The 25,309-nt window shown below is 55.2% G+C and carries 20 protein-coding genes and 1 pseudogene; 5 read left to right on the top strand and 16 right to left on the bottom strand.

What is annotated here, in order from left to right; translation table 11 throughout:
- Positions 1 to 61 precede the first annotated feature (61 nt).
- The 7 genes from fba to H7F08_RS08700 form a co-directional block, all read right to left on the bottom strand.
- Positions 62 to 1,132, bottom strand: a complete 1,071-nt coding sequence (gene fba / locus H7F08_RS08730) for a class II fructose-bisphosphate aldolase (protein ID WP_010642497.1) — start codon at positions 1,130 to 1,132, stop codon at positions 62 to 64.
- Positions 1,133 to 1,232: 100 nt separating this feature from the next.
- Positions 1,233 to 2,672 carry a pyruvate kinase gene (gene pyk / locus H7F08_RS08725; protein WP_065974594.1) on the bottom strand — a complete coding sequence of 480 codons (1,440 nt, stop codon included), beginning with the start codon at positions 2,670 to 2,672 and terminating at the stop codon, positions 1,233 to 1,235.
- On the bottom strand, positions 2,669 to 3,874 hold the full coding sequence (locus H7F08_RS08720; RefSeq protein WP_031573851.1) for a phosphoglycerate kinase: 1,206 nt from the start codon (positions 3,872 to 3,874) through the stop codon (positions 2,669 to 2,671). Before H7F08_RS08720 ends, pyk begins: the two co-directional genes overlap by 4 nt.
- A gap of 27 nt (positions 3,875 to 3,901) precedes the next feature.
- A complete protein-coding gene (gene gap, locus H7F08_RS08715; protein ID WP_010642491.1) occupies positions 3,902 to 4,909 on the bottom strand; it encodes a type I glyceraldehyde-3-phosphate dehydrogenase in 1,008 nt (335 codons plus the stop codon).
- Between the two features lie 30 nt (positions 4,910 to 4,939).
- Positions 4,940 to 6,937: a transketolase gene (tkt, locus tag H7F08_RS08710; RefSeq protein ID WP_031573849.1), complete on the bottom strand. Its 1,998-nt coding sequence runs from the start codon at positions 6,935 to 6,937 to the stop codon at positions 4,940 to 4,942.
- Between the two features lie 27 nt (positions 6,938 to 6,964).
- A complete protein-coding gene (gene glpX / locus H7F08_RS08705; RefSeq protein ID WP_031573847.1) occupies positions 6,965 to 7,909 on the bottom strand; it encodes a class II fructose-bisphosphatase in 945 nt (314 codons plus the stop codon).
- 58 nt (positions 7,910 to 7,967) lie between these two features.
- Positions 7,968 to 8,801, bottom strand: a complete 834-nt coding sequence (locus H7F08_RS08700) for an inositol monophosphatase family protein (RefSeq protein WP_031573845.1) — start codon at positions 8,799 to 8,801, stop codon at positions 7,968 to 7,970.
- Positions 8,802 to 8,880: 79 nt separating this feature from the next.
- On the opposite strand from H7F08_RS08700, the gene H7F08_RS08695 reads away from it, so the two are divergent.
- Positions 8,881 to 9,609 (top strand): 16S rRNA (uracil(1498)-N(3))-methyltransferase, encoded by a 729-nt coding sequence (locus H7F08_RS08695; RefSeq protein WP_031573843.1) that lies wholly within the window; start codon positions 8,881 to 8,883, stop codon positions 9,607 to 9,609.
- Positions 9,610 to 9,612: 3 nt separating this feature from the next.
- Here H7F08_RS08695 and corA read toward each other — a convergent pair whose 3' ends face one another.
- The 3 genes from corA to ppk2 all read right to left on the bottom strand — a co-directional run bounded on the left by corA (position 9,613) and on the right by ppk2 (position 13,385).
- On the bottom strand, positions 9,613 to 10,578 hold the full coding sequence (gene corA / locus H7F08_RS08690; RefSeq protein WP_031573842.1) for a magnesium/cobalt transporter CorA: 966 nt from the start codon (positions 10,576 to 10,578) through the stop codon (positions 9,613 to 9,615).
- A 122-nt stretch (positions 10,579 to 10,700) separates the two neighbouring features.
- Positions 10,701 to 12,182 carry an MFS transporter gene (locus H7F08_RS08685; protein WP_193640342.1) on the bottom strand — a complete coding sequence of 494 codons (1,482 nt, stop codon included), beginning with the start codon at positions 12,180 to 12,182 and terminating at the stop codon, positions 10,701 to 10,703.
- A 24-nt stretch (positions 12,183 to 12,206) separates the two neighbouring features.
- Positions 12,207 to 13,385, bottom strand: coding sequence for a polyphosphate kinase 2 (ppk2, locus tag H7F08_RS08680; protein WP_140391107.1), 1,179 nt, complete (start codon positions 13,383 to 13,385; stop codon positions 12,207 to 12,209).
- A gap of 201 nt (positions 13,386 to 13,586) precedes the next feature.
- Here ppk2 and ispH point away from each other — a divergent pair, with 201 nt between their 5' ends.
- Positions 13,587 to 14,561: a 4-hydroxy-3-methylbut-2-enyl diphosphate reductase gene (gene ispH / locus H7F08_RS08675; protein ID WP_029316446.1), complete on the top strand. Its 975-nt coding sequence runs from the start codon at positions 13,587 to 13,589 to the stop codon at positions 14,559 to 14,561.
- On the opposite strand, the gene rmuC is transcribed toward ispH, so the two are convergent.
- The 6 genes from rmuC to H7F08_RS08645 form a co-directional block, all read right to left on the bottom strand.
- The gene (rmuC, locus tag H7F08_RS08670) at positions 14,558 to 16,057 is read right to left on the bottom strand and encodes a DNA recombination protein RmuC (protein WP_031573835.1); all 1,500 of its coding nucleotides are present in this window, start codon (positions 16,055 to 16,057) and stop codon (positions 14,558 to 14,560) included. The genes ispH and rmuC overlap by 4 nt on opposite strands.
- 101 nt (positions 16,058 to 16,158) lie before the next feature.
- A complete protein-coding gene (mscL, locus tag H7F08_RS08665) occupies positions 16,159 to 16,614 on the bottom strand; it encodes a large conductance mechanosensitive channel protein MscL (protein ID WP_010642476.1) in 456 nt (151 codons plus the stop codon).
- A 140-nt stretch (positions 16,615 to 16,754) separates the two neighbouring features.
- Entirely contained in the window at positions 16,755 to 17,273 is a 519-nt protein-coding gene (locus H7F08_RS08660) for a hypothetical protein (RefSeq protein WP_031573832.1), read from the bottom strand.
- Positions 17,274 to 17,433: 160 nt separating this feature from the next.
- Complete coding sequence (locus H7F08_RS08655) at positions 17,434 to 20,526, bottom strand: efflux RND transporter permease subunit (RefSeq protein ID WP_035210997.1); 3,093 nt, start codon at positions 20,524 to 20,526, stop codon at positions 17,434 to 17,436.
- A complete protein-coding gene (locus H7F08_RS08650; RefSeq protein ID WP_193640350.1) occupies positions 20,523 to 21,638 on the bottom strand; it encodes an efflux RND transporter periplasmic adaptor subunit in 1,116 nt (371 codons plus the stop codon). The genes H7F08_RS08655 and H7F08_RS08650 overlap by 4 nt, the downstream gene beginning before the upstream one ends.
- A complete protein-coding gene (locus tag H7F08_RS08645; protein WP_193640341.1) occupies positions 21,638 to 23,068 on the bottom strand; it encodes a TolC family protein in 1,431 nt (476 codons plus the stop codon). Before H7F08_RS08645 ends, H7F08_RS08650 begins: the two co-directional genes overlap by 1 nt.
- A 216-nt stretch (positions 23,069 to 23,284) precedes the next feature.
- Here H7F08_RS08645 and H7F08_RS08640 point away from each other — a divergent pair, with 216 nt between their 5' ends.
- From H7F08_RS08640 to H7F08_RS08630, 3 genes and pseudogenes are all read left to right on the top strand, one after another.
- The gene (locus H7F08_RS08640; RefSeq protein ID WP_024893203.1) at positions 23,285 to 23,830 is read left to right on the top strand and encodes a hypothetical protein; all 546 of its coding nucleotides are present in this window, start codon (positions 23,285 to 23,287) and stop codon (positions 23,828 to 23,830) included.
- Position 23,831: 1 nt separating this feature from the next.
- Positions 23,832 to 24,569, top strand: a complete 738-nt coding sequence (locus H7F08_RS08635) for a response regulator (protein ID WP_031573823.1) — start codon at positions 23,832 to 23,834, stop codon at positions 24,567 to 24,569.
- Between the two features lie 330 nt (positions 24,570 to 24,899).
- A pseudogene (locus H7F08_RS08630) lies at positions 24,900 to 25,309 on the top strand (two-component sensor histidine kinase); the annotation flags it as partial.

Here is a 25,309-nt window from a genome sequence, read left to right as displayed (position 1 = left end):
GGCCTCCAAAACAGGGCGAGAGCGCCGTGCGCCCTCGCCAGTTGCAAAAACCGGAATCGCTTCAGAGACCAGTGACGCGGGGATCCAGTTCACCTTTCTTGTAGCGTTTGAACATGTCATCCAGCTGAACGACCTTGATCTTGCTGGCATTGCCGGCCGTACCAAAGGCTTCGAAACGCTGACGGCAGATGTCGCGCATAGCATCCAGAGAAGCCGTGAGGAACTTGCGGGGATCGAAGTTCTTGGGGTTTTTGTAAAGGCTCTGGCGCACAGCACCCGTAGCGGCCAGACGCAGGTCGGTGTCTATATTGACCTTGCGCACCCCGTTTTTGATGCCTTCCTGAATTTCTTCGACGGGCACGCCGTAGGTTTCGCCAATATCACCACCAAATTCGTGGATGATTTTCAGCCATTCCTGGGGCACGGAACTGGAGCCATGCATGACCAGATGGGTATCGGGAATACGGGCGTGAATTTCCTTGATCCGGTCAATACGCAGTACCTTGCCGGTTGGCGGCTGGGTAAATTTGTAGGCACCATGACTGGTGCCGATGGCGATAGCCAGGGCATCTAGCTTGGTGGCCTTCACAAATTGGGCGGCTTCTTCCGGATCGGTCAGCATCTGGTCGTGGGTCAGACAGCCTTCGGCACCCACTCCGTCTTCTTCACCAGCCATGCCGGTTTCCAGGGATCCCAGACAACCCAGTTCACCTTCCACAGAAACGCCTACAGCATGGGCCATTTCAACCACTTTGGCAGTGACGGCGGTGTTGTAATCGTAGCTGGCCGGGGTTTTGGCATCTTCCATCAGGGAGCCGTCCATCATGACGCTGGAGAATCCGGAGCGGATGGCCTGAATACAAACGGCTGGGCTGGCACCGTGATCCTGATGGAGGACGACAGGAATATCGGGATATTCTTCAATGGCCGCCAAAATGAGGTGGCGCAGGAAGGGTTCACCAGCATATTTGCGGGCACCCGCAGATGCCTGCAGGATAACCGGCGCATCCACAGCAGCGGCGGCTTCCATGATGGCGCGAACCTGTTCGAGGTTGTTGACATTAAATGCGGGAATTCCGTAGCTGTGTTCTGCAGCGTGATCCAAAAGCTGGCGCAGTGAAACGAGGGCCATAGCACTTCTCCTAAACGTGAATGAAAAATGGTTGGTTTCTAATCAATCCTATAGACGGGATAGGCAAACTGCAAGCCGCCCGTCATTCCGGTGTTTCTGTCTAACCGCGATGGGTGACATCTCCTACGCGGACCAGTTTCAGGGTGTTGGTTCCGCCCGGAGAGCCAATGGGCTCACCAATGGTAATCAACATAAGATCTCCGTCGCGTACTGCACCACGACGGCGCAGTTCATCTTCGGCAGCGCGCATCACCTGCACAGGATCATCATGACGGTTTTGGGGGAAATTCACCGGATGAACGCCCCGGTACAAAGTCACCTTACGGCGGGTATACACCTGGGGCGTCAAAGCATAAATGGGTACCTTGGGATTAGCCCGCGATAACCACAATGCGGTAGAGCCACTTTCGGTAAAGGCGGCAATGGCGGCGATAGATGAGCGCAGGGTAGCCAGAAGCGCGGCAGCTGCGATGGTTTCATCCACTCCGGCAAGCGGGCGATCAATAATCTGCAGGGTGTTGGTGCTGGGGGCATGCCGTTCAACTTCGCGACAGGTACGGTCCATCGCCGCCACGGCCTCTACCGGATAAGCGCCGCTTGCCGTTTCTGCCGACAACATGACGGCATCCGTACCATCAAGAACCGCATTTGCCACGTCGGAAACTTCGGCACGCGTGGGTATGGGCTGATGAATCATGGACTCCATCATTTGGGTGGCGGTGATACTCAGGCGATTATGTTTTTGGGCCAGGGCGATAATGCGCTTCTGGACTGTAGGAACGGCTGCATCGCCAATTTCCACCCCGAGATCTCCCCGGGCGACCATGATGGCCTCGGATACTGCCAAAATTTCTTCAATCGCATCAACCGCTTCGGCACGTTCTATTTTGGCAATCAGGGCACCATGTCCTCCGGCTTCACGAAACAGGCGACGTGCTTCATCCATATCTGCTGCACTGCGCGGAAAGGAAACCGCCAGATAATCGGCTTCCAGTTGGGCGGCCGTGATGATGTCGGCCCGATCCTTATCGGTCAGGGCCGGCGCGGTCAGGCCACCACCGGCGCGATTGATCCCCTTGCTGTTGGACAATTCACCACCCTGTACTACCCGGGTATGAATTTCGCCGCCCTGAACCTTCTCGACCCAGAGCACAATCATGCCATCATTCAGCAGCAGTGTGGCACCACGATCAACATCGCTGACCAGCTGCGGATAAGTCACCCCCACCCGGGTTTGATCTCCCATGCTGCAGTGAATATCTAGAATAAAGGGTTCGCCTTCTTGCAGATGAATTTTGCCATCAGCAAATTTGCCGATGCGGATTTTCGGGCCCTGCAAATCGGCCAGGACCCCAATGGCGCGACCATGGGCACGTGCCCGTTCGCGCACCATTTCCGCTCTTTGCACGTGGTCTTCGGGGGAACCATGAGAAAAATTGAGGCGGACGACATCGACGCCCGCCTCGATCAGACGATCGATGACCTGCACATCAGAACTGGCAGGGCCTAGGGTTGCGACGATTTTCGTCCGGCGTATCAAGCGTTGTTACCTCGTGCACGTTCTTCAAGTATGGCAACGGCCGGTAAGGTTTTGCCTTCCAGAAATTCCAGAAAGGCACCGCCACCGGTACTGATGTAAGAAACTTTGTCTTCAATATGGAACTGATTGATGGCCGCGATGGTATCGCCACCACCGGCAATGGAAAATGCCGTGCTTTCGGCGACAGCCTGGGCAATGGCCCTGGTTCCCCCCGCGAAACTTTCAAACTCAAAAACGCCTACCGGGCCGTTCCAGACGATGGTCCCCGCTTTTCTGAGAATTTCGCCCAACGCCCTGGCGGTATCAGGCCCGATATCCAGAACCATGTCGTCTTCGGCAATGTCGGCTACTGCACAGGTACGAGCTGGTGCCGTGGCCGAAAATTCCTTGGCAACGACCACGTCCGTAGGCAGGGGAACCGCGCCACCCTTGGCTTTGGCAGCGGCAATGATGGCTTTTGCCTCGGGGACCAGATCAGCCTCGCAGAGCGACTTACCCACTCCATGACCTTCGGCAAGAATGAAGGTATTGGCAATACCACCGCCTACCACCAGCTGATCTACCTTATCGGCCAGTGATTTGAGAATGGTGAGCTTGGTGGATACTTTTGAACCCGCAACAATGGCCACCAATGGTCGTTTGGGATTCTGCAGGGCCTTACCGAGCGCATCCAGTTCACCCACCAGCAGGGGGCCAGCACAGGCAGTCGGTGCATACTTGGCGATGCCATGGGTACTGGCTTCGGCGCGATGGGCGGTACCAAAAGCGTCATTGACGAAAATGTCACAGAGTTTTCCGTATTTCTGCGCCAAAGTATCGTCATCTTTCTTTTCGCCCTTGTTGATGCGGCAGTTTTCGAGCATAACCACATCACCTGGCTTGACTTCAAAACCACCGTCCACCCAGTCCGCCTGCAAACGGACAGGACGACCGAGCAACTCGGAAAGTCGCTTGGCCACCGGAGCCAGAGAGTCTTCGGGTTTGAATTCACCTTCCGTGGGGCGACCCAGGTGTGAGGTGATCATGACGCCGGCACCGGCATCCAGAGCCATTTGGACCGCAGGTGCAGACGCCCGCACCCGGGTGTCGTCGGCAATGGCCCCTTCCTTGCTCAGGGGAACATTGAGATCAGCGCGGATAAAAACTCGCTTGCCTTGGGCAAGGCCACGCTTGCACAGGTCTTCAAAAGTCAAAACATGCATGATGGCATCTCCAGTTTGCAGTGATAATCAGTGACTGGCGACGTGCTTGACGAAGCGCATCATGTTGCAGGTATAACCATATTCGTTGTCATACCAAGACACTACCTTGACGAAAGTCGGATCCAGCTGCAAGCCAGCACCAGCGTCAAAAATGGACGGGGTCGGATAGCCACGGAAGTCGGTGGAAACCACTGAGGCTTCAGTGTAGCCCAGAACGCCTTTGAGCGGACCTTCACTGGCGGCTTTCATGGCCTTGCAGATTTCTTCGTAGCTGGTTTCCTTATTCAGCTCGGCGGTGAGGTCAACCACCGAAACGTCAGAGGTGGGCACCCGGAAAGACATACCGGTCAGTTTTTTGTTCAACTCCGGAATCACCTTGCCCACGGCCTTGGCAGCACCCGTGGAAGAAGGGATGATGTTTTCGAGAATGCCACGGCCACCGCGCCAGTCCTTGGCAGAAGGACCATCAACGGTTTTCTGGGTCGCGGTAGTAGCATGCACTGTACTCATCAGGCCGCGTTTGATGCCGAAATGATCATTCAGCACCTTGGCGATGGGCGCCAGGCAGTTGGTGGTGCAGGAAGCTGCTGATACGATTTTTTCACCGGCATACTTGCTGTGATTTACCCCGTAAACAAACATCGGGGTGTCATCCTTGGAGGGCGCAGACTGCACCACTTTTTTGGCGCCGGCATCCAGATGCTTCTGACAGGTCTCGCCCGTCAGGAAAAAGCCGGTAGACTCAATGACTACATCTACGTTTACATCGCCCCACTTGAGATTGGCAGGATCGCGTTCGGCGGTCAGGCGGATGCTCTTGCCGTTGACGACGAGATCATTGCCCTCAACCTTGACTTCACCCTGAAAGCGGCCGTGAACTGAATCATACTGCAGCATGTAAGCCAGATAGGCAGGCTCAAGTAAGTCATTGATGGCAACAACTTCAATGTTGTTGAACTCTGCTTCCTTGGCGATGGCGCGGAAAGCCATGCGGCCGATACGGCCGAAACCATTAATACCTACGCGAATGGTCATTATATTTACTCCTCAAAATTGCAAATGAATTCAAAGCGCCTGGAACTGGGCAATAATGTTGTCCACAGTGAAGCCGAATTTGGCGAAGAGCGTCGCTGCCGGAGCGGAAGCCCCGAAATGATCAATACCGACGACGGCTCCGTGCAATCCGACGTATTTGTACCAGAGTCCCGTGGTGCCTGCTTCAATGGCGACCCGCTTGCTGATGCCGGCCGGCAAAACACTTTCCTGATAGGCAGCATCCTGAGCGGCGAAGATGTCCATACAAGGCATGGAAACCACGCGAACGGCGTGACCCTGTTCAGCCAGTTTCGCCTGGGCGGCCAGAGCCAGTTCAACTTCAGAACCGGTAGCAATCAAAATGCCTTGTGCCTTACCACCTTCGGCATCCTTGATGACATAGCCACCACGACGGGCGTTGGCTACGGTTTCATCCGTATGGGGCAGTGCCGGCAGGTTCTGACGGCTGAGCGCGAGCAAGGAAGGCGTACGCTGCAGCTTGACGGAAGATTCCCAGGCAATGGCGGTTTCCACGGCGTCTGCAGGACGCCAGACGTTGAGGTTGGGGATCAGGCGCAAGCTATTGACCTGCTCGACCGGCTGATGGGTGGGGCCATCTTCACCCAGACCAATGGAATCATGAGTCATGACATAGACGACACGAATACCCATCAGGGCTGACATGCGGATCGCGTTGCGGCTGTAATCCGAGAAAATCAGGAAGGTGCCACCAAAGGGCAGGAAGCCGCCATACAATGACACACCGTTCATGATGGCCGACATGCCGAATTCACGCACGCCGTAGTGAATGTAATTACCCATCAAACGGTGCTTGCCGATGTCAATCGCTTCTTTCCAGCGGGTATTGTTGGAAGGCGTCAAATCGGCGGAGCCACCGAGAAACTCGGGCAGTGAGGCCGCAATACCCTGAATAGTTTTGCCTGAGGCAACACGGGTCGCAATTTTCGGATTTTCCTTGCGGAACTCGCTGATCATCCGGTCAATGGCGGCGTCAAATTCGGGGCTGGCTTCGCCGCTCAGGCGCCGTTCAAATTCGGCCGCTTCCTTGGGGAAGTTGGCCTTGTATTTGGCAAACTTTTCCTTCCAGTCGCTCTCCGCTTTTTCGCCCTTGGCCTTGGCATTAAAGCCGTGGTAAATCGCTTCCGGAATTTCAAAGGGTGCACCACTCCAGCCGAGATTCTTGCGCGTCAGGGCAACTTCTTCAGCGCCCAGCGCGGCTCCATGTACATCGTGGGTGCCGGCTTTGTTGGGTGAGCCATGACCAATGACGGTCTTGCAGCAAATCAGGGTCGGCTTGGTGGTCTGTTTGTGGGCCTGGGCAATAGCCTTTTTGATGGCTTCAGGATCATGACCGTCCACATGACGAACGACATGCCAGCCGTAGGCTTCAAAACGCGCCGGGGTATCGTCCCCGAACCAGTCGTCCACGTGACCATCAATGGAAATGTTATTGTCATCGTAAAAACAGACAAGCTTGTTCAGTCCCCAGACCCCGGCCAAAGAGCAGGCTTCATGGGAAACCCCTTCCATGAGACAGCCGTCGCCGAGAAACACATAGGTGTAGTTGCTGACGATTTCATGATCGGGGCGGTTGAACTGGGCAGCCAGCATACGTTCCGCCAGGGCCATACCCACACCGTTGGCAATGCCCTGACCCAAGGGGCCCGTGGTGGTTTCAACGCCGGGGGCATCGCGATATTCGGGATGACCGGGAGTTTTGCTGTGCCACTGACGGAATTGCTTAAGATCATCAATGGACAAATCGTAACCGCTCAGATGGAGGAGCGCATACTGCAACATCGAACCATGACCGTTTGAAAGAATGAAACGGTCACGTCCGGCCCAATGCGGATTGGCCGGGTTGTGTACCAGAAAATCATTCCACAAGACTTCGGCGATGTCCGCCATGCCCATAGGCATTCCGGGATGGCCGGAGTTCGCTTTTTCGACGGCATCCATGGCCAGAACGCGAATGGCATTGGCCAGATCAGTACGGGTTACAGTCATAACTCACTCCTTGGATAGATGAAAATGTCAGTCGGCGCGCTGGTGGGTGCGGACCCGGCGTAAAATACCGTCGTGACCGGAAATGACCAGGGTTTCGCTCTCTACAAAGTAGTGGGAACGGGTAACGCCATCAAGAATGTCGCCGGAAGTCAGGCCAGTCGCGACGAAAAGCACGTCGTCACTGGAAACCAGTTCATCACGGCTCAGCCATTGGCCTACTTTCAGGCCTGCTTCGGCAATCGCTTCGGCTTCGCCGGGTTTTTGCGGGGCCAGGCAGCCAAACATATCTGCGCCCATGGCACGGGCGGCGCAGGCCGAGATGACGCCTTCGGGTGTGCCGCCGATGCCCATCATCGCGTCCACTTTGGTACCCAGGGCTGCCATGATGCCACCACTGACGTCACCGTCTGTCTGCAGGCGAACCGTCGCGCCTGCAGCCTGAATTTCCCGGATCATGGCGTCATGACGGGGCTTCTTCAGAAGGAAAATACGCAATTCTTTAACATCTTTGCCGAGAGATTTGGCCAGTGCCTGCAGTTTGGCTTTCATAGGTGCTTCGGGATCGATTTTGCCGCGTGCCGGGGCGGGGACAATCAACTTGTCCATGTAATAGGCGGGGCCGGGCTGGAACATGCTGCCTTTGGGGGCTGCAGCCAGTACACAAATGGAACCGGGCATGCCCTGGGCTAAGAAGGTGGTGCCTTCGACGGGATCCACGGCGATTTCCACTTCCGGACCCGTGCCCGATCCGACCTGCTCACCGTTGTAGAGCATGGGGGCTTCGTCTTTTTCGCCTTCGCCGATGATAACCACGCCACGCATGGGGACTTGAGCAATGGCAGCGCGCATAGCATCTACAGCGGCTCCATCTCCCAGTTCTTTTTCACCTCGCCCAATCCAGGCGCTGGCAGCGCGGGCGGCAGATTCGGTAACGGGGAGTAGAGACAGCGCAAGACTACCTATGGATGACATAAGCTTGTTCCCTTCAGTGGCGGAATTAGATAGAAGACATAATTCGTTTTAGCATAAATCAAAGGACCGCGTTTGGGAACTCGGAGGCCTTATCGGCGGCATGCTCCAGCCAGTTTCGCCAGGTCTGGTGCAAATTCGGATCCAGTGTGGCCAGAACGGAGCGCGGTTTCAGGTCTTTTTCCTGAAGAGCCTGACCATTGAACTGGGAAATTTGCCCCCCAGCTTCCTGAAGAATCAATGCGCCTGCGGCGCGATCCCAGAGTTGCTGGGCACCATGCAAATAAAAATGATAGCGCCCCGCCGCCAGCCAACACCATTCCAATACGGATGAACCGAAATTACGTTGGCTATGAAAGGGGCGTTCATCAATGATGCGCAGGGCCAGATTTCGATCCAGTCGCTTGTAATCCACCACCCCTACGCAGTGTTTCAGTGTTGGCGCTTCGCGCGTGTGGAGCATAGCCCCATCGATTTTAGCCCCTTTTCCCTGTACGGCTGAAAAAAGTTCAGCGCGTACCGGATCATAAATCCAGCCCATGACCGAATGCCCCTTTTCCAGCAGGGCCAGAGAGATGCCAAAAATCGGTACCCCGGCGGCAAAATTACTGGTGCCGTCCAGAGGGTCCAGGCACCAGAGTGCATCACTGTTTTCCAAAAGGGATTGTTGTTCTGCGCGGGGCATCTCTTCACCCAGCAAGGGAATATCGGGGTAGCGGGCGGCCAGCATATCCTGAAGAAAATTCTGGCTGTCTATGTCGGCGCTGGTAACGATGCTGCCGTCAGGCTTGCGACTGCTGACTACGGTATGAAAACGCGGCAGAACAAAACGCTCGGCACTGGTACGCAGCAATTTCCCCACCCATTGCTGGTCGATTTCATTGATTCTGGACATGCCCATCTCCGTGAATTTTGACCCACTACTACGGCGCTGCGATGATATGCGGGTTATTTCTTGCTGAAAGCCTACAGTGATGCCGCGCATTCATTTATACGCTGATTCCGAATTACCCGAAAGCGGCGCTTTTCTTTTGCCCACGGAGCCCAGCCATCATTTATTGAAAGTGCTGCGCGCACGCATTGCTCAGGAGCTGACCCTTTTCAACGGGGATGGTTGCGTCTACGCAGGTACATTGAAAGGCATTTCCGGTAACCGCGCCGAAATCCTGATCAACGGGCGTTTTGTGCGGCAAACACGTTCTCCGCTCATGATTCATCTGTGGTTGCCCTTGATGCGCGGGGAGCGTTGGGACTGGAGTCTGCAAAAAGCCGTAGAGCTGGGCGTGCAGACGATTCAGCCGGTGGCTTGCCAGCATGCCGTGGTACAGATGAAAGAAACGCGCGGCGAAAAACGTCTCCAGCGTTGGCAGGATATGGTGATTGCCGCCTGTGAGCAGAGTGGCGCGACGTGCATTCCCAAGGTGCTGCCGCCTATGGCTCTGAGTGATGCCTGGCCCCTGTGCCGGGGGCGGGGTCTGGTTCTGGACCCTGCGCCGGAGAATGCGAAAATGCGTGAACTGCTGCACCCCGAGTCGGAAGTGACGTTGTTAAGCGGGCCTGAAGGTGGACTGAGCAGTTCAGAACTGGCGGCGGCAAGTGCCCATGGTTTTCAAAAGGTGCATATGGGGCCACGCATTCTGCGGGCGGAAACCGCTGCTGTTGCAGCAGTCGCCGTGTTGCAGGCGTTGTGGGGGGATCTCTGAAAACTAAATCCAGCCGGCTTTTTTGAAGCGACGGTAAAGGTAATAGGAGGATCCGGCCATGACGGTCAGGGCCATGGGGTATCCGAATTTCCAGTGCAATTCCGGCATGTATTCAAAGTTCATGCCCCAGATGCCCGTAAAAATGGTAATCAGCACCAGAATGGCACCCCAGCCCGCCAGTTTTTTATTGACCTCGCCGTGGTCGATGGCAATCAGGGAAAGATTGACCTGAATGGCTGTGGAAATGGTGTCACGGATGGTATCCAGTTGGCTGTTGAGCAACATGATGTGATCATGAACATCTCGGAAGTAGTTTTCTGCACCATCTATCTGGGCGGGGACCCGTCCGCCAAACAGTTTGCTGAAGCCGTCTGCCAGAGGCAGTAATGCATGGCGTAACACATTGCTTTTGTATTTGAAATCATATAGACGCTCCATGTTCTGGCGCGCATCCTGATTGTGAAACATCACGGTTTCCAGTTGTTCCAGTTCATCATCCAGCATATCTACGACCGGGAAAAACAGGTCGACAATGGCGTCAGACAGGGCATAAAGCACATAGGCAGAGCCGTATTTGAGCATATGCGGCTCGCGTTCGGCCCGGGCACGGACGCCCAGCAGGGTTTGCTCACACTCCTGACGGACGGAAAGCACAAAATTGCTGCCGACAAAAATATTGATCTGCCCCATATGCAGATCTTTGCCGTGGTAGGCCGGAGCCTGAAGTATGACGAAAAGATGTTCGTCGTACTCTTCCACCTTAGGCCTTTGCAAGCCATTAAATACATCTTCCACGGCCAGTTCATGCAGATTGAACTGCTTTTGCAGAATGCGCAGTTCCGGTTCCGTCGCATCCTGCAGGGCAACCCAGACAAAGTTACCGGCTTGCTGCAAGTACTGAGTAACGTCCTCCAGTGTGCTGTCTGCAACTTTATGTCCATCGTTATATACCACACAGTTGACCAGCATATATTTACTCCTTTGCGGAAGTTGTGGTCGTTTACCTCATAAACGGTTCCGCCGGAAACGCTAACAGCCATTTCCGGCGGAAAAACAGGCCCGCAAGCTGCGCGGACCCATAAGCAAAACCCTCAGACCTGGGGTTGCACGCGCGCCTCTTCAATTTTTTCGAGGCTACCACGGGTTTCGACCCGGAAAACCCAGGTCAATACGGCCCCCAGTATTGACGTGCACACCAGAATGATCAACAGGGTTTGGGTACCAATGGTGTGGAGCAGGATGGGGAACAAAAAGGCCGTCATGACCGCCCCAATTTTGGCGAAAGAAGCCGCAAAGCCGGCACCATAGCCGCGAATGGAGGTCGGAAACACTTCACCGGCCAGCAGATAGGTCTGGGCGTTGGGGCCGAGATTGGTCATGAAGTTGAAAAGCATGAATCCGGCAAAAAGCAGAATGGTTTTGTCCCCATCGGGCAGATTCAGAGAAATGGCGGCCAGACCCAGACCGACAGCACAGCCGATAAAGCCGATGATCTGCAACTTGATGCGGCCGGTCCCTTCCACGAAGAAAATGGCAGCAAGCACCCCCAGAATCAACAGCACATCGAGCAGGGCGGTTCCCTTGGCAGAGAGCATTACATTTTGTGCCAGGTCAGCAACGCTATGTACATCCCTGGAAGCACCCAGGGTGGTGGCCAGAATGATCGGGGTAAAAATACCGATACCGTAAGTACCTAAATCCTGAATGAACCAGGGGATGGCGGCGAGGAAAGTGGCGCGCCGGTTTTTGTTGTTGAAAAGCACAGCAGGACTGACTTTCTGGTGGTGATGGGCGTGTTCTCTGTTGAGGACCACTTCCTTGGGGTATTGGGGAACCCGCTTGAGCAGGCGGCGGGTTTCCTTTTCCGCTTCTTCCATACGCCCCTTGCTGGCCAGCCAGTGGGGGCTGTCGGTGATAAAAAACCGGCCGACAATCACCAGAATGGCCGGGATAACCGCTGCAGCGTACATCCAGCGCCAGGCATCCACTTCGGGATAAACATCGAGAATGATAATGCCCAGACCGGCACCGACAATTGCACCTACCGCCTGAAAGGCAAAGGCGCCAAGCACCAGGCCGCCGCGTCCCTTGCTGGGAACCGCTTCAGAAATGACCAGATGGGCGGTGGGGTAGTCACAACCCAGAGCCAGCCCAATCCCGAAGAGGCAGATCACCATCCAGAGATAACTGGGGCTCAGGGTGAGACCGATGAGAAACACCACAAAAATCACCATTTCGGCAATAAACATGCGTTTACGTCCGAATATGTCGGATAATCCGCCCAGCATGGTGGCACCAATCAGGATACCGAAAAGTGCTACGGCAGTGACTACCCCTTTTTGGGCTGCCTGCAGGGTAAAGTCCCGGACAATGAGGGGTAAGGCAATACCCGTCATGAAAATCACCAGGCCTTCAAAAAACTTGCCGGCCACGGCAAGGCTCCAGATGCGCCACTGCATGGCCGTCATGGGGGTTCCCTTGAGGGACGTGCCATCGGACCAGACAGGTGTTTCGTCAATATATTGCTGGATACTTTTCCCCGAAGGCGGGGTGTGAATTTTTTCTGTGCTCACGGTCAGGTGCTCCTTGGAGTGGATTTAGCCAGCGGATTCCGGTGAATGGTTACCATTAAAGGGATTGAGTTCCTGAGAATTGGTCTCGCCGTACATGACGTGGGCGCGGCTTACCACCAGTCCGTCGACGGGACCAATGGCATGGAGGTCCTTATTGTCGTAGGGAATGACCTGGAGCAGGTGCCGCAAGGCATTCAGTCGAGCCCGTTTTTTGTCATTGGATTTGACCACCGTCCACGGCGCATAAGCGGTATCTGTATGAAAAAACATGGTTTCCTTAGCGCGGGTATAATCTTCCCAACGATCCAGGGAGGCGAGATCCATGGGAGATAGCTTCCACTGCTTGAGGGGATGCACTTTACGCTCTTCAAAACGCCGGTGCTGCTCGTCACGGGTCACCGAAAACCAGAACTTGACCAGATAGATGCCGCTGTAAATCAGGTGTCGCTCAAATTCCGGAACCTGGCGCATGAATTCCTGATAATCAGCTTCATTACAGAAACCCATGACCCGCTCGACGCCCGCGCGGTTGTACCAGGAGCGATCGAAAAATACCATTTCACCAGCAGTAGGCAGTTGTTCCACATAACGCTGGAAGTACCACTGTCCCTTTTCTCTTTCAGAGGGTTTATCCAGCGCAACCACTCTGGCGCCACGTGGATTGAGATGTTCCATGAAGCGCTTGATGGTGCCGCCCTTGCCCGCCGCATCCCGCCCTTCAAAAATGACGACAACTTTCTGACCGCTGGATTTTACCCAGGCCTGTAACTTGAGCAGTTCTACCTGCAGGCCATATTTATCGTGTTCATAGTCCCGGCGCGTCATCCGGAACTTGTAGGGATAACCGCCGCTACGCCAGTCGTCATTGAGGGCATCATCCGTGTTGGCGACGTGCTTGCGCGGATGGATGGCTCCACTCTCATGCAGATGCTCCAGGTCTTCCGGGCTGACATCCGAATGAATCACCCGAATGGCGTCATCCAGAGACTGGGCGGCCTGGGGATGGCTGTTGACATAGTCGGTGACGATGGCACTTTGCTGAGCCTGGGCTGCTTCTACGGCTTCATGGATGACGAAATCACGAATACCTTCAGGACTTAAATCCGGGGCAATATCTCCCGAGCTGGTGAGGCTATGGGCGCTGTCCTCTGCGGAGAGAGCTTGTTCCTGCAGATTTTGGGTGGATTTGGAGCTTTCTGCCATGATGACCCCTGATAAGTGATTGGAATTGCAAAAGGATAATATCAGGTAAATATGACGCTTTTATGACAATCGTTTGAGTTTTATCGGCCCGGATGAAATTCCGGTGAGATGAATTTGAGCCTTGGTCAGACGGTGCCGCTTGGGTTGACAGCGCCTGCGGCAGGATGGACCATTCCCTTAAATCGTTTAGAGAACTTCAATATGGAAATTCTGTTAGCCAATCCGCGCGGTTTTTGTGCCGGGGTCAATCGTGCCATTCAAATTGTGGACCGCGCCCTGGAGCTTTTCGGGGCACCGATTTATGTACGTCATGAAGTGGTGCATAACCGCCATGTCGTCGAGGACCTGCGTGCCCGTGGGGCGGTTTTTGTGGAGGAACTGGACGAAGTTCCCGATGCGGCAACGGTGATTTTCAGTGCGCATGGGGTACCCATTGCGGTACGTCAACATGCGGCCGCCCGGGGGCTGAGCGTATTTGACGCGACTTGCCCGTTGGTCACCAAGGTCCATATGGAGGTCAAGAAATACAGTCGGGACGGGATGGAAATGGTGCTGATTGGTCATGCCGGGCATCCGGAAGTGGAGGGCACCATGGGGCAGGTGGAAGAAGGAATGATGTATCTGGTCTCCAATGTGACTGATGTGGCCAGCCTGACTCCGCGAAACCCGGAAAAGCTGGCTTATATTACCCAGACTACCCTGAGTATGGATGATACCGCCGAGGTGATTCAGGCCTTGCGTGCGCGTTTTCCCCATATTCAGGGCCCCAAAAAAGATGACATTTGTTATGCCACCCAAAATCGTCAGGATGCCGTCAAAACCCTGGCTCCCGAGGTGGATATTTTGCTGGTGGTCGGTGCGCCCAACAGTTCCAACTCCAGTCGTCTGGCCGAGCTGGGCGGAAGGCTGGATACCCCAACGCATCTGATTGAAGATTCGAGCCAATTGCGTCGGGAATGGTTTGCTGATGTCGGCAAAATCGGGATTAGTGCCGGTGCGTCGGCACCGGAAAGTCTGGTGAAAGGTATTATCGACCAGTTACAGGAATGGGGTGCTACAGCGCCGCAGGAAACGGCGGGGGTTGAAGAAAAGGTCATTTTCAGCTTGCCTCTGGCGCTCGTGCAGGCACAATCCCGTCGGCAGGATGCCGGGCAGGTGACCGGGGACTCCGCCTAATCGCTGGAGTCAGGCAGCTTTTCGCCGATCAGTTCGTCTGCCTGTAATTGACGCGGATTGAGTTCTACCGGCTCAGAGACAGATAATTCCTTGTTGTCTGCTATCGCCTTGAGGTCCCGGAACTTTCTGGCAGAACTGAGAACACGACCTTCCAGTGAGCCGGTGGCCTTGTTATAGGCATCAACGGCCTGTCCCAGATTTTTCCCTACCCTGCTCCAGTGTCCGGCAAGCGTATGGAGACGATCATAAAGTTCTTTGCCAAGCTCACTGATGGCTCTGGCATTTTCTGCCAGAGATTCCTGCCGCCATCCGTAAGAAACGGCTCGCAGCAGGGCAATGAGGGTGGTTGGGCTGGCAACAATGACTTTTTGTTCGACGCCAAATTCAATCAGAGCTGGATCGGCCTGGAGCGCCGCGCTGAAAAATACTTCTCCGGGGACAAAAAGCACCACGAATTCAGGGGTGGGCTGAAATTGTTCCCAATAGGACTTTTTGCCGAGTTGGGTCATGTGCGTGCGTAGTTCCTGGGCATGCTTGAGCAGGAACTGCTGACGTTTTTGCTCATCCTCGCTTTCCATGGCTTCCAGGTAAGCGTTAAGGGGCGCCTTGGCATCTACAATCAGGCGTTTGCCTCCGGGCAGTCGGACAACCAGATCGGGGCGTTGCTGCCCGGTTTCCGTCTGCACGCTTTCCTGTTCAGCAAAATCACAGTAGGCCAGCATTCCTGCCATTTCCACAACGCGTTTGAGCTGCATTTCGCCCCAGCGGCCTCGCGCGGCAGGTTGACGCAGTGCCTTTACCAAGGCTGCTGTTTCCTGATGCAGGCGGGGCAGATGGTCCTGAACGAGGCCACGCAGTTGTTCATTTAAAGCGCCATAAGCATCAATACGCGTTTTTTCCATGGCATCCATGCGCTGGCCCACTTTTTCCATGGATTCACGAATGGGCTCGATGAGTTGTCCCACGGCTTTCTGGCGGCCATCCCAGTCAGTTTTGGCGTTTTCCTGAAAGCGTTCGAGGTTTTCCCTGGCGAGATCCAGAAAAGATTGATTATTGCGGCGCAGGGCATCGGCAGAGAGGGACTGGAAAGTTTCGGTGAGGCGCTGCCGGGCTTCTTCCAGCAAAGTCAGTTTCTCATTACTGCGCAAGCGCTCCTGTTCCAGGCGTTCCTGTAATTCTGCCTGCTGACCGCGTATCTGATTGAGATTATTATGTAACTGATTGATTTCATCCTGAGCAGTTTTGAGTGCTTCATTCAGCAAGGGGATCTGCTGGTTTTCTGTCTCTGCCCGGACCCGGTTTTCATTTTGTTTCAGCAGCTCGGATTGTTGCGCCTGAATATGGGCGCGCAATTCGGAGATGACTTGTTCCTGACGTGCCTGGACAGCTGCTGCCTCGTCCTGCTGGCGACGTAAGTTTTGCCGGCTCAAAAAAAACAGAATACCCAGACCGAGCAGCATCCCGGCCAGAAAAACCAGAAAAAGTTCCCAGATCACATGATCCACCCGTGTACATAATGAGTCATGAGCATACGGCAAGTGCGCAGGAAAGGCGAAGGGGCTCTCAGTGAGCGGGCTTCGCCAAAGTAATTACCTGATCAGGATTCCAGTTGGGAGGTGCAACTGGGGCAACGCGTAGCCGCCAAAGGGATGGAGGAAAAGCAATAGGGGCAGTTTTTGGTGGAAACCGGTGCAACAGGCTTGGGGTAGAGTTTGTTGATTACGCGGACAATGGAAAATATGACCAGAGCAATGATGAAAAAGCTGATCAGTGACATGATGAACAGGCCATAATTGAGGGTGACTGCGCCTGCTTTTTTCGCCGCAGCGAGGGTCAGGTAAGGACCGGGAGTGCTGCCCTCTTTCAATATGACGTATAGATTGGAAAAATCGACCTTGTCGAGCAGCAGGCCGATGGGCGGCATGATGATGTCGCCTACCAAAGCGGTGACTATGGCAGAAAAAGCCGTACCAATAACAAAAGCGACCGCCAGATCGATCACATTCCCACGCTGCAGAAATGTTTTGAAGTCTCCTATAAAATCCTTGAACATGGTTTCTCCCTTTTTGAGTTATGGGCAGGAAAATCTTTTAGTTAATTGTAAGGTAATTGTTTTCTACCGATTTTTATCCTACTCAATTTCTCCAGAGATGCCTATAGAGCTTCGCCTTAAAAAGTGGCCTGGATCATTATTTATTGGTGCATGCAAAACTGATTCACCTGCTTCTTCTCCTGATCCATTTGCTGATGTCCTGAGGCTTGGGTACATGCAGCACCGCCATCTTCGCAGGTCATGGCCCAGCTTTGGGCCAAATCGAAAAAGTGTGCGGCATGCCCTGCGGGTTCCGCGTAGGGGCTGTGGGTGAATAAAGGATGCAGAGCATGAAAATATTGGCTTTCTTCGTTGGTCCATTGGGCAACCGCCTGCCAGCAGGCGGATTGGGCATTGATCGGCATTTGGGCGCAGCCGATAGCATTATTACGGGCGTGTAGGAGTGCCTGTTGCCAGTTGGGACAAAACTGCCGTTCTGCAGTAGCCCGTTGGCCAGCAATGGCTGCCAGGTGCCGTTCGGCCAGTTCAGCTTTTTGTTGCGCGAGTTGGGCGCTTTGGGTGGCGGCGCTGCTCGTCAAATGGTTGGGCCCGGAGGGCGTTATAGTGGCGCAGCCGGCCAGGCTGGCAAGGACCAGTAATAACAGGATTTTTGCAGGCATTACGGACTCGCTATTCTACGGATAGTTGTTCGTTATATATCACAATTCAGTGATAATGCAGAACTTATCCATTCAGATGTCATACCGAAACAGGTCCGCGCAGCCTACGGCGCGGACCAAGGTCGCTGCAAAGCTTCCCGCCCAAGCGCCGTTTTGAGGTTTATGGGTGATCCCCGGAAATCCCCGGGCTGCTCTGTGCCGGCTGAGGCTGGCGTCGCCAGCGTCCTTTCCAGTTTTCAAAAAGTACATAAAAAGCGGGAGTGATATACAGGGTCAAAAATTGTGAAACAACAATGCCCCCGGCTACCGCAACACCCAGCGGAACCCGCGATTCTGCACCAGCGCCGATGCCGATGGCGATAGGCAAAATACCCAATACCGCCGCAAGGTTGGTCATCATGATCGGGCGAAACCGGGTAATGCAGGCATCGACAATGGCATCTTCTGCGCTGGCACCCTCGCGACGCCGATGGACGGCAAAATCCACCATGATAATGCCATTTTTCTTGACCAGACCCACGAGCATAATAATGCCCACAAAGCTGAACAAATCCAGTTCCTGATGGAATATCCACAAAGCCAGCAGCGCGCCGAAACCTGCCAGTGGCAAGGCGGTCAGAATGGTCAACGGGTGGATGAAGTCTTCGTAGAGAATGGCCAGAATCGCATAAATCAGGGCGATGGTGGCAAGAAGCAGCAAGGGCAGCGTGTTCGTGGATTGAGAAAAGGCCGCTGCCGAGCCGCCAAACTCACCCTGCACGTTGGCGGGAAGAATTTGTGCGGCAGCCTTTTGCACCCTTTGGGTGGCCTCTCCCAGGGAGACACCGGGGGCCAGATTGAAGGAAATGGTGACACTGGGCAGGCCATCATAATGACTGATACTCAAGGGCCCTACGCCATAGGCAAAATGGGCGATGGCTGCCAGGGGGACCAGACCGGCAGTACCGGGAATGGTAATTGCCGAAAGGGCTCCCAGATTTTCCTGAAACTTTCTCTCCAGATCAAGAATGACCTCGTACTGGTTGGTGGAGGCATAAATGGTGCCAACCTGGGTGCCACCGAAGGCAAAGTTGAGGGCCTGCTCAATACCTTGGGGTGTTACCCCGAGGGCCTGGGCACGTTGGTGCATTACATGGACCTCGATTTCGGGGTTGGCTAGCTGCAGATCACTATTGACGGCCTGGAGTCCCGGCACTTTGCGCAGGGCTTTTACCAAATGGGGGACTGCTTCGTTGAGACTGTCCTGATCTTCGCTCTGGAGAATGTATTGGTAGTGAGACTGCGACGATACCGGCCCCATCTGAATGGCTGGAGGCAACTGGAAGCTGGCCTCGACACCATTAAAGTGACTGACAATTTGGCGTAACTGGATGATGACCTGCTCTCCGGAAGCTCTTTGTCCCAGGGGCTTCAGACGGATAATCAGGCGTCCGGTATTGGCGGACCCGAAAGCGCCCGCTCCCTGCCCGGCACTGGACATGACCGCCTGTACGGCCTTGTTGTGACCTACGGCCGTGGCGATACGTTGCTGGGTATCTTCCAGTTGACTGAAGGAAATACCCTGAGGGTACTCCAGATTGCCCATGATCATGCCGCTGTCTTCGCTGGGAATGAACCCTTTAGGCAGAATGACGAACAGGCCGATCATGCCCAGCAGACTGAGCAGTGCAGCTATATACACCCAGCCGCGATGCTGCATGGTTTTGCGCAAACTGCGTCCATACCAGTTGCGCAGCCGCGAGAAGCCCGACTCAAAGCGGCTGGGACTATGATGTTTTACCCGCAAATAACGGGCGCAGAGCATGGGGGTCAGGGTCAGCGAGACCAGTCCGGACATGAGGATGACGATGGCTATCGTGACCCCGAACTCCCGGAACAAACGACCAATAATGCCACCCATAACCAGAAAGGGCAGGAACACCACAGCTAGCGAAAGCGTCATGGAAATGACGGTAAAACCAATTTCCCGGCTGCCGGTAATGGCCGCATGGAAAGGTTCTTCACCATTTTCTTCGTGGCGGGTGATATTTTCGAGCATGACCACGGCGTCATCCACCACAAATCCGACGGCCAAAGTCAGGGCCAGCAGCGTCAGGGTGTTCAGGGTGTAGCCCAGTTCGTAGATAATGGCGAAAGTGGCCAAAATGGAGGTTGGAATGGCTACTGCCCCAATCAGCGTGGGGCTTCCCCGGCGCAGGAACAGCCAGAGCACGCCCGCTACCAGCAGGGAAGCCAGAAGCAAGGTGATTTCCACTTCTTCCACGGCGGAGCGGATATAGTCCGCTTTGTCATAAACCACCGTCATTTTCGCCCCGCCGGGCAGACTGGCAGCAAGCGTCGGCAGGCGCTTGCCGATGGCATCGGAAATGGCGACCGTATCGGCGTCGGGCTGACGGACGACCGCCAGAATCAGGGCGCGCTGGTTACCAATCCAGCTGGCAATCTGGTCATTATCCACCCCATTGCGCACCTGAGCGATGTCGGAAAGGGGGACTACAGCGCCGTTGGCAAAAGTTACGGGCATGTTGGCAAAAGCCTGGGCGTCCTGTAGCTGACCATGAACATTCACCGCGTAATTACGGACGGCGCCCAGAACCGTTCCCTGGGGTAAATTCACATTGTGATTGTTGATGGCCGTGCTGAGATCCTGCAGGGAAATACCATGCGCCTGCATGGCAAATGGATTGGCATGAATGCGTACGGCGTAATTCTGCTCACCAAATATTTGCACCTGCGCTACCCCGGGAATCCCGGAAATGGCTGGCACCACCTTGTCTACTGCGTACTCATTGAGCTTGTAGATGGGCATATTGGGTGCGGAAAGGGCGATGAATTCGATGGGGGCCGCAGAAGGATTCAGCTGTTTGACAAAAGGCAGGCTGGTCATGCCGGGTGGCAACAGATGACTGGCCTGGGTGACGGCATTGGATACATTCTGGGTGGCTACGTCGATATTCTGGCTGAGATCAAACTGCAGAATGATGCGTGTGGAACCCTGATTATTCACGGAACTCATCGAAGACAGTCCGGGAATGGAAGAAAACTGTTTTTCGAGAGGCGTGGCGACGGCACTGGCCATGGTCTGAGGGCTGGCGCCAGGCAAACTGGCCGATACCATGACGGTTGGGAAATCGACGCTGGGCAGGAGGGCGACGGGCAGATTAGTAAAGGCAAAAATGCCGTAAATCACCAGCCCGAGAATGATGATAACGGTCATCACCGGGCGCCGGATGAATAACGCCGAGAAATTCACGAGGGGCTACCTTGATGCTGCTGCTTGGTAGAGTGCCCGGCCGCACCGGTTTGTACGGCGGCACCGGGATATAGTCGCGCCGGGAGCGGGAAAATGACCCTGGTTTGGGGCGTAATACCACTGATCACCGCCTTTTTTCCTGTTTCCCAGAGAACCTGAATGGCCTTGTCCGTTGCTTTGCCCTGTTCGACGGTATAAACGAAAGGACCGGAACTACCCTGCTGCACAGCTCCTACGGGCAGAACCAGAGCATTAGCGATGTGCTGGACCGGCATTTGCACCAGCACGTACTGACCCGGCCAGAGTTTATGGTTGGTATTGGGTACCGTGACCTGCAGGCTGACCGTGGCGGTGCTGGCGCTGACGGTGTTATCAATAAAAGTCAGCTTGCCTTGAGCCAGTAGGGTCCCGCCTTTTTCTTCCTGGATGGGCAGGTTGGTGTTTTGGGATTGTACCTGTCTGGCGGCCCCCAGTTGTGCTTGAGGAACACTGAAGTTGATGGTGATGGGGTTGATTTCATTGATGGTGGTTAATTGGGTTTGATTGGCGACCACCAGATTCCCGGCTTTGACCAGCGCCAAGCCGATGCGACCATTGATAGGTGCGGTAATCCTGGTGTAAGACAGATTAATCTGAGCCTGCTGAACAGCAGCTTGATCCTCGGCCACCTGAGCCGCCGCCGCCTGCGCCTGGGAAACCGCCTGGTCAAAACTCTGGCGGGTAATAAAATCTTTTTCCGCCAGGGGCCGATCCTGATCAACCAGATTGCGGTTGTAGCGGGCAGTAGCCTGATCAGCAGCCAGTTTGGCCAGAGCCTGGGCAAGCTCCGCCCGGGTTTGGGCCGGATCAATGGTAAACAGGGTTTGACCCTTGCTGACCATGGCCCCCTGCGTGAAAGAGATGTTTTGTAGCAGTCCCGAAGTCTGGGGAATGACGGTGACGGTCTGGATAGGCGTCACGGTTCCAAGATAACCGACGTAGTGGGTCATATTTTCTTGGGTCGGAGTGGTCAACTGTACCTGAAGCGGAGGCATTTCATGGCGGGCTTTGCCCTGACAGCCCGTCAGACCCAAGGTAACAGCGGTCAGAAGAAAAATAAGGGGATAACGCATCACGGTTGTTGTGCTCCCAAAGGCATGCCCACGGCCTGACTGAGTTGCGCCAGTGCCACGTAACTGCTGACCAGATTTTGAATGAGGGTGTAACGCGCCTGCGCCAGGGTGGATTCTGCCAGTAACACATCCTGGATGGTGGCTTGCCCAACGCGATATTGTGCCTGTACTACTTCCAGAGCTTTGTCGGCGTTTTGCAGACCACTGCGAGCTCCTGGCCATGCTGCCGTCGCACCCTGAAAATTATGATAATCCTGCCAGACTGTACTTTCGGTGCTGTTTCGGCTACCAGCAAGATTGGCTTCAGCCTGATCACGCAAGGCCTCGTTCTGGCGAACCTGATAGTGGTTATTAAAGCCCGTAAACAATGGAACGGTCAGAGTAAAACCAACGGTCCAGGTGTCGCCGGGCCGAAAGCCACCCTGAAACAGGTAGCCATAGGAACTGCTGGCCCCCAGAGTGGGCAAGCCGCTGGCCTCAGCACTCCGCAGATTGGCCTGGGCTGCAGCCACCTGGGCTCGTGCTTCCTGCAAGGCCGGGTTGGCGCTTAGTGCGGATTGCATCAGGGTGTCTGCCGCATCGTGCAGTTGCGGGGGTGTCTGATTGAGTTGCAGCGGGTGAATTTTCAGAACGGTTTTGGGGCTCAGGCCGAGGGTGCTGGCCAATACGCCCTGACTGCTACGCAGGGTCTGCTGTTGGGCGGCAAGGGTGGATTGTGACTGAGCCATGGCCGCCCGCGCCTGATACAAGGCTCCAACTGTTGCTTGACCGGCGCGGTGCATGACTTCTGCGGCTTCCAGGTTTTTCTGATTTTCGGCAACGGTTTTTTCATCGGCAAGGAGCAGGGACTGGTTGCCGAGCACCTGATAATAGGCCTGGGCCACGCTGAAGGCCACAGACTGGATTTCCTGATTCTGGGTGAAGCCGGCTACCCATTCCTGGGCTTTTGCCGCATCGGTTTTGGCGGAGCGCAGGCCAAAGTCCCAGAGGGTGTAGCTGAGGGTCAGATTCGGATTGACGCTGTTGCGCGCGGGTACGGTAAAGCCCGCCGTAGAAGCCGACTGGCGACGTGAAGCCGAAGTGCTGAGGGTTAAAGTCGGCAACCAGGCACTTTCTGCTACACCCACTCCTGCCGCTTCGGCACGCAGAGAATCCCAGGCGGCTGCTGTTTGCGGATTGTGGGCAAGGGCATAGGCGGTCAGTTGCGGCAGGCTCCAGACCTGCTCCTGTTCAGCCTGAGCAAGCGTATGGGCATCGGGTATGGTCGGCAGTTTACTGGGGCCGGTCCACGGCTGTCCGGGTTGCTGGCTGATTCCGCCATCGGTATCAAAGGGATCTGCCAACCAGCCCATCACCCCGGCATCCGCCTGAGTCAGTCCGGTGACCGCCAACCAGACGCCAGTGACGGCGTTTAGCACTTTATGGGGCACGCTCAAGCTCCCCATTCGTGGAGCCTGCATTCTCCTGAAAAAGCGTCAGGGAGGGAAGTAGGTTTTTGTGCAAAATTGTTGCAAAGTGTGAATGGATTCGGTGCCTTATTCACAATTATTGACAATTTGTCGCTGGCAACAGAGGGGGCAAGCCGTTAACGTGTATTCCACGGAAAGGGACGAACCTTTTCCCCCTGAGAGACGAGGAGCAATACAATGTCGAAACTGAAATATGCAGTATCCGGTTTGATGATTGCCGCATTCGGTATGACTGCTTTGCCGGCATTTGCCGAAGATGCACCCCCGCCGCCCATGGCCGGACATGGCCCCATGGAACCGGGGATGATGCATGGCCATCACGGACCATGGCAGCATGGACCCATGCGTGGCCCCTGGATGCAGAATATGCCCGTTCCCATGTTGATGCCTATTGTCTGGCGACACGCGATTGACCTGAAATTGACCCCGGCACAGGAGAGTGATCTGAAAAATTGGCGGAATACCCAGCGTAAGGATTTTCCGGCCTGGCGTCAGGGCATGATGGCGCATAACAAGGCATTGCGCGATGCTCTCCTCAACGGTGAATCGGGGGCCGCACTGGCACCCCTGAAAGCGGCCGTGGTCAAGGATCATGAAATGATGCTGGATCGGGGTATTGCGCAGGTCCAGTACCTGCACAAAATCCTGACCCCGGTACAATGGCAGACCGTCGTGAAGATGGCGGAGCACAAGGGCCATCGTCCAGGACCCTGGGGTAAATAAAATGGCTGAGAACGGCAAGATACTGCTGGTCGATGATGATCCCAGAGTGCGGACCATGCTGGTCCGCTATTTGGAAGGGCAGGGTTTTGCCGTTCAGGCAGTGGGGTCCGGGGTACAAATGGACCGCCATCTGGAGCGGGAATATTACGATTTGCTGCTTCTGGATGTCATGATGCCCGGCGAAGATGGTTTCAGCATCTGTCGTCGCCTGCGTGCGCAGGAACCTCATCTGCCAATTATCATGCTCACGGCACGGGGCGACCTCAGTGACCGGGTAGAGGGGCTGGATGTGGGCGCCGATGATTATTTGCCCAAGCCTTTTGAACCCCGTGAACTGACGGCCCGTATTCGGGCGGTGTTACGGCGTAGTCAGGAAATCCGGACGGTGGATCCGGCGCCTGGGGCCATAGAATTCGGCCCCTTTCGTCTGGCTCTGGATACGCGCAGCTTGTGGCGGGGAGCGGAAAAAATCTCCCTGACCGATAGCGAGTTTTCCATTTTACATGCCCTCGCCAGTCACGCCTGGCAACCCTTGTCCAGAGAGCGTCTGCTGGCCATGAGTCATGGGAATGAAGAAGTCACTGCGGGATCGCGGGGCGTTGATGTATTTATTTCCCGGTTGCGGCGCATTGTCGAAACGGATCCGGGTGATCCGCGTTATATACAAACCGTGTGGGGACGCGGCTATGTGCTGGTGCCCGATGGTGGCAATGCTGCTGCGGAGCCGGATGAAACCTAGCACCCCCAGGTTAAACCTAAAAACGGCAGTTGCCGTGGGTGCTTTTTGCTCCGTTGTTCCTCGCCTGTTGTTCTAAGGCTTATCCTGCTGTCAGGAGAGAACTCGCCCTACGGGCTCAAACAGCTCTCCTGACGGGCGCTGGATTTCGCCAGGAACAACAACGGCTCGAAACAAAAGTCGCTGCAAAGCACCCACGGCAACTGCCGTTTTTAGGTTAAAGGGTTATTTTTGACGAGGGCATTTTGGGCAAGGCCGGGGCGGTGCTTCTCCGACATCGCGCTCTGTTGGTTCAGAATGTCCTCGTCAAACAGTGCATTGGGATGAAGGATTATGAAAAAAAATCAATTCTGGTGGCCGGATACTCTGTTTAACCGGATGTTTCTGATTATTGCCGGATTGCTCTTTCTGAGTCAGTTAGCGGTTTACTGGTTTTTTAATATTTATCAGGCTAATCCCCAGGCCGAGCATATGGCTCAGAATTGGGCGCAGGTTCTGACCCTCAGCGAAACCCTCAGTCCTGCCCAGCGGACCGCCATTCAGCCGATTTTGTCCCGGCAAGGTTTGCAGGTGTTGCCGGCCAGCGCGATGAGCGGGCGCAATCCTCGCATTCCTCCCTTGGTCAATGCCCTGCAGCAACTCCGGCAGATGGGCTGGCCGGACGCCCTGTTGCGTTTTGATCCGCGCTCCGGGACCTTGTGGTTGCAGACGCATCCCGGTGCGGCTCTGGCTCTGGCCATGCC

Origin of the sequence: Acidithiobacillus sp. HP-11 (assembly GCF_015100075.1) — a bacterium.
GTDB lineage: Bacteria > Pseudomonadota > Gammaproteobacteria > Acidithiobacillales > Acidithiobacillaceae > Acidithiobacillus > Acidithiobacillus thiooxidans.
Note: the sequence above shows the minus strand (reverse complement) of the source record. Positions and strands in the feature narration are given on the sequence as shown.

Excerpts from the sequence above, each read along its gene's own strand:
- H7F08_RS08650 (WP_193640350.1), bottom strand. The coding sequence starts at position 21,638 with ATGCGTTATCCCCTTATTTTTCTTCTGACCGCTGTTACCTTGGGTCTG.
- H7F08_RS08695 (WP_031573843.1), top strand. The coding sequence starts at position 8,881 with ATGCCGCGCATTCATTTATACGCTGATTCCGAATTACCCGAAAGCGGC.
- gap (WP_010642491.1), bottom strand. The coding sequence starts at position 4,909 with ATGACCATTCGCGTAGGTATTAATGGTTTCGGCCGTATCGGCCGCATG.
- mscL (WP_010642476.1), bottom strand. The coding sequence starts at position 16,614 with ATGTTCAAGGATTTTATAGGAGACTTCAAAACATTTCTGCAGCGTGGG.
- H7F08_RS08635 (WP_031573823.1), top strand. The coding sequence starts at position 23,832 with ATGGCTGAGAACGGCAAGATACTGCTGGTCGATGATGATCCCAGAGTG.
- fba (WP_010642497.1), bottom strand. The coding sequence starts at position 1,132 with ATGGCCCTCGTTTCACTGCGCCAGCTTTTGGATCACGCTGCAGAACAC.
- H7F08_RS08660 (WP_031573832.1), bottom strand. The coding sequence starts at position 17,273 with ATGCCTGCAAAAATCCTGTTATTACTGGTCCTTGCCAGCCTGGCCGGC.
- H7F08_RS08700 (WP_031573845.1), bottom strand. The coding sequence starts at position 8,801 with ATGTCCAGAATCAATGAAATCGACCAGCAATGGGTGGGGAAATTGCTG.
- ppk2 (WP_140391107.1), bottom strand. The coding sequence starts at position 13,385 with ATGGCAGAAAGCTCCAAATCCACCCAAAATCTGCAGGAACAAGCTCTC.
- ispH (WP_029316446.1), top strand. The coding sequence starts at position 13,587 with ATGGAAATTCTGTTAGCCAATCCGCGCGGTTTTTGTGCCGGGGTCAAT.
- corA (WP_031573842.1), bottom strand. The coding sequence starts at position 10,578 with ATGCTGGTCAACTGTGTGGTATATAACGATGGACATAAAGTTGCAGAC.
- tkt (WP_031573849.1), bottom strand. The coding sequence starts at position 6,937 with ATGACTGTAACCCGTACTGATCTGGCCAATGCCATTCGCGTTCTGGCC.
- glpX (WP_031573847.1), bottom strand. The coding sequence starts at position 7,909 with ATGTCATCCATAGGTAGTCTTGCGCTGTCTCTACTCCCCGTTACCGAA.
- H7F08_RS08720 (WP_031573851.1), bottom strand. The coding sequence starts at position 3,874 with ATGCATGTTTTGACTTTTGAAGACCTGTGCAAGCGTGGCCTTGCCCAA.
- H7F08_RS08640 (WP_024893203.1), top strand. The coding sequence starts at position 23,285 with ATGTCGAAACTGAAATATGCAGTATCCGGTTTGATGATTGCCGCATTC.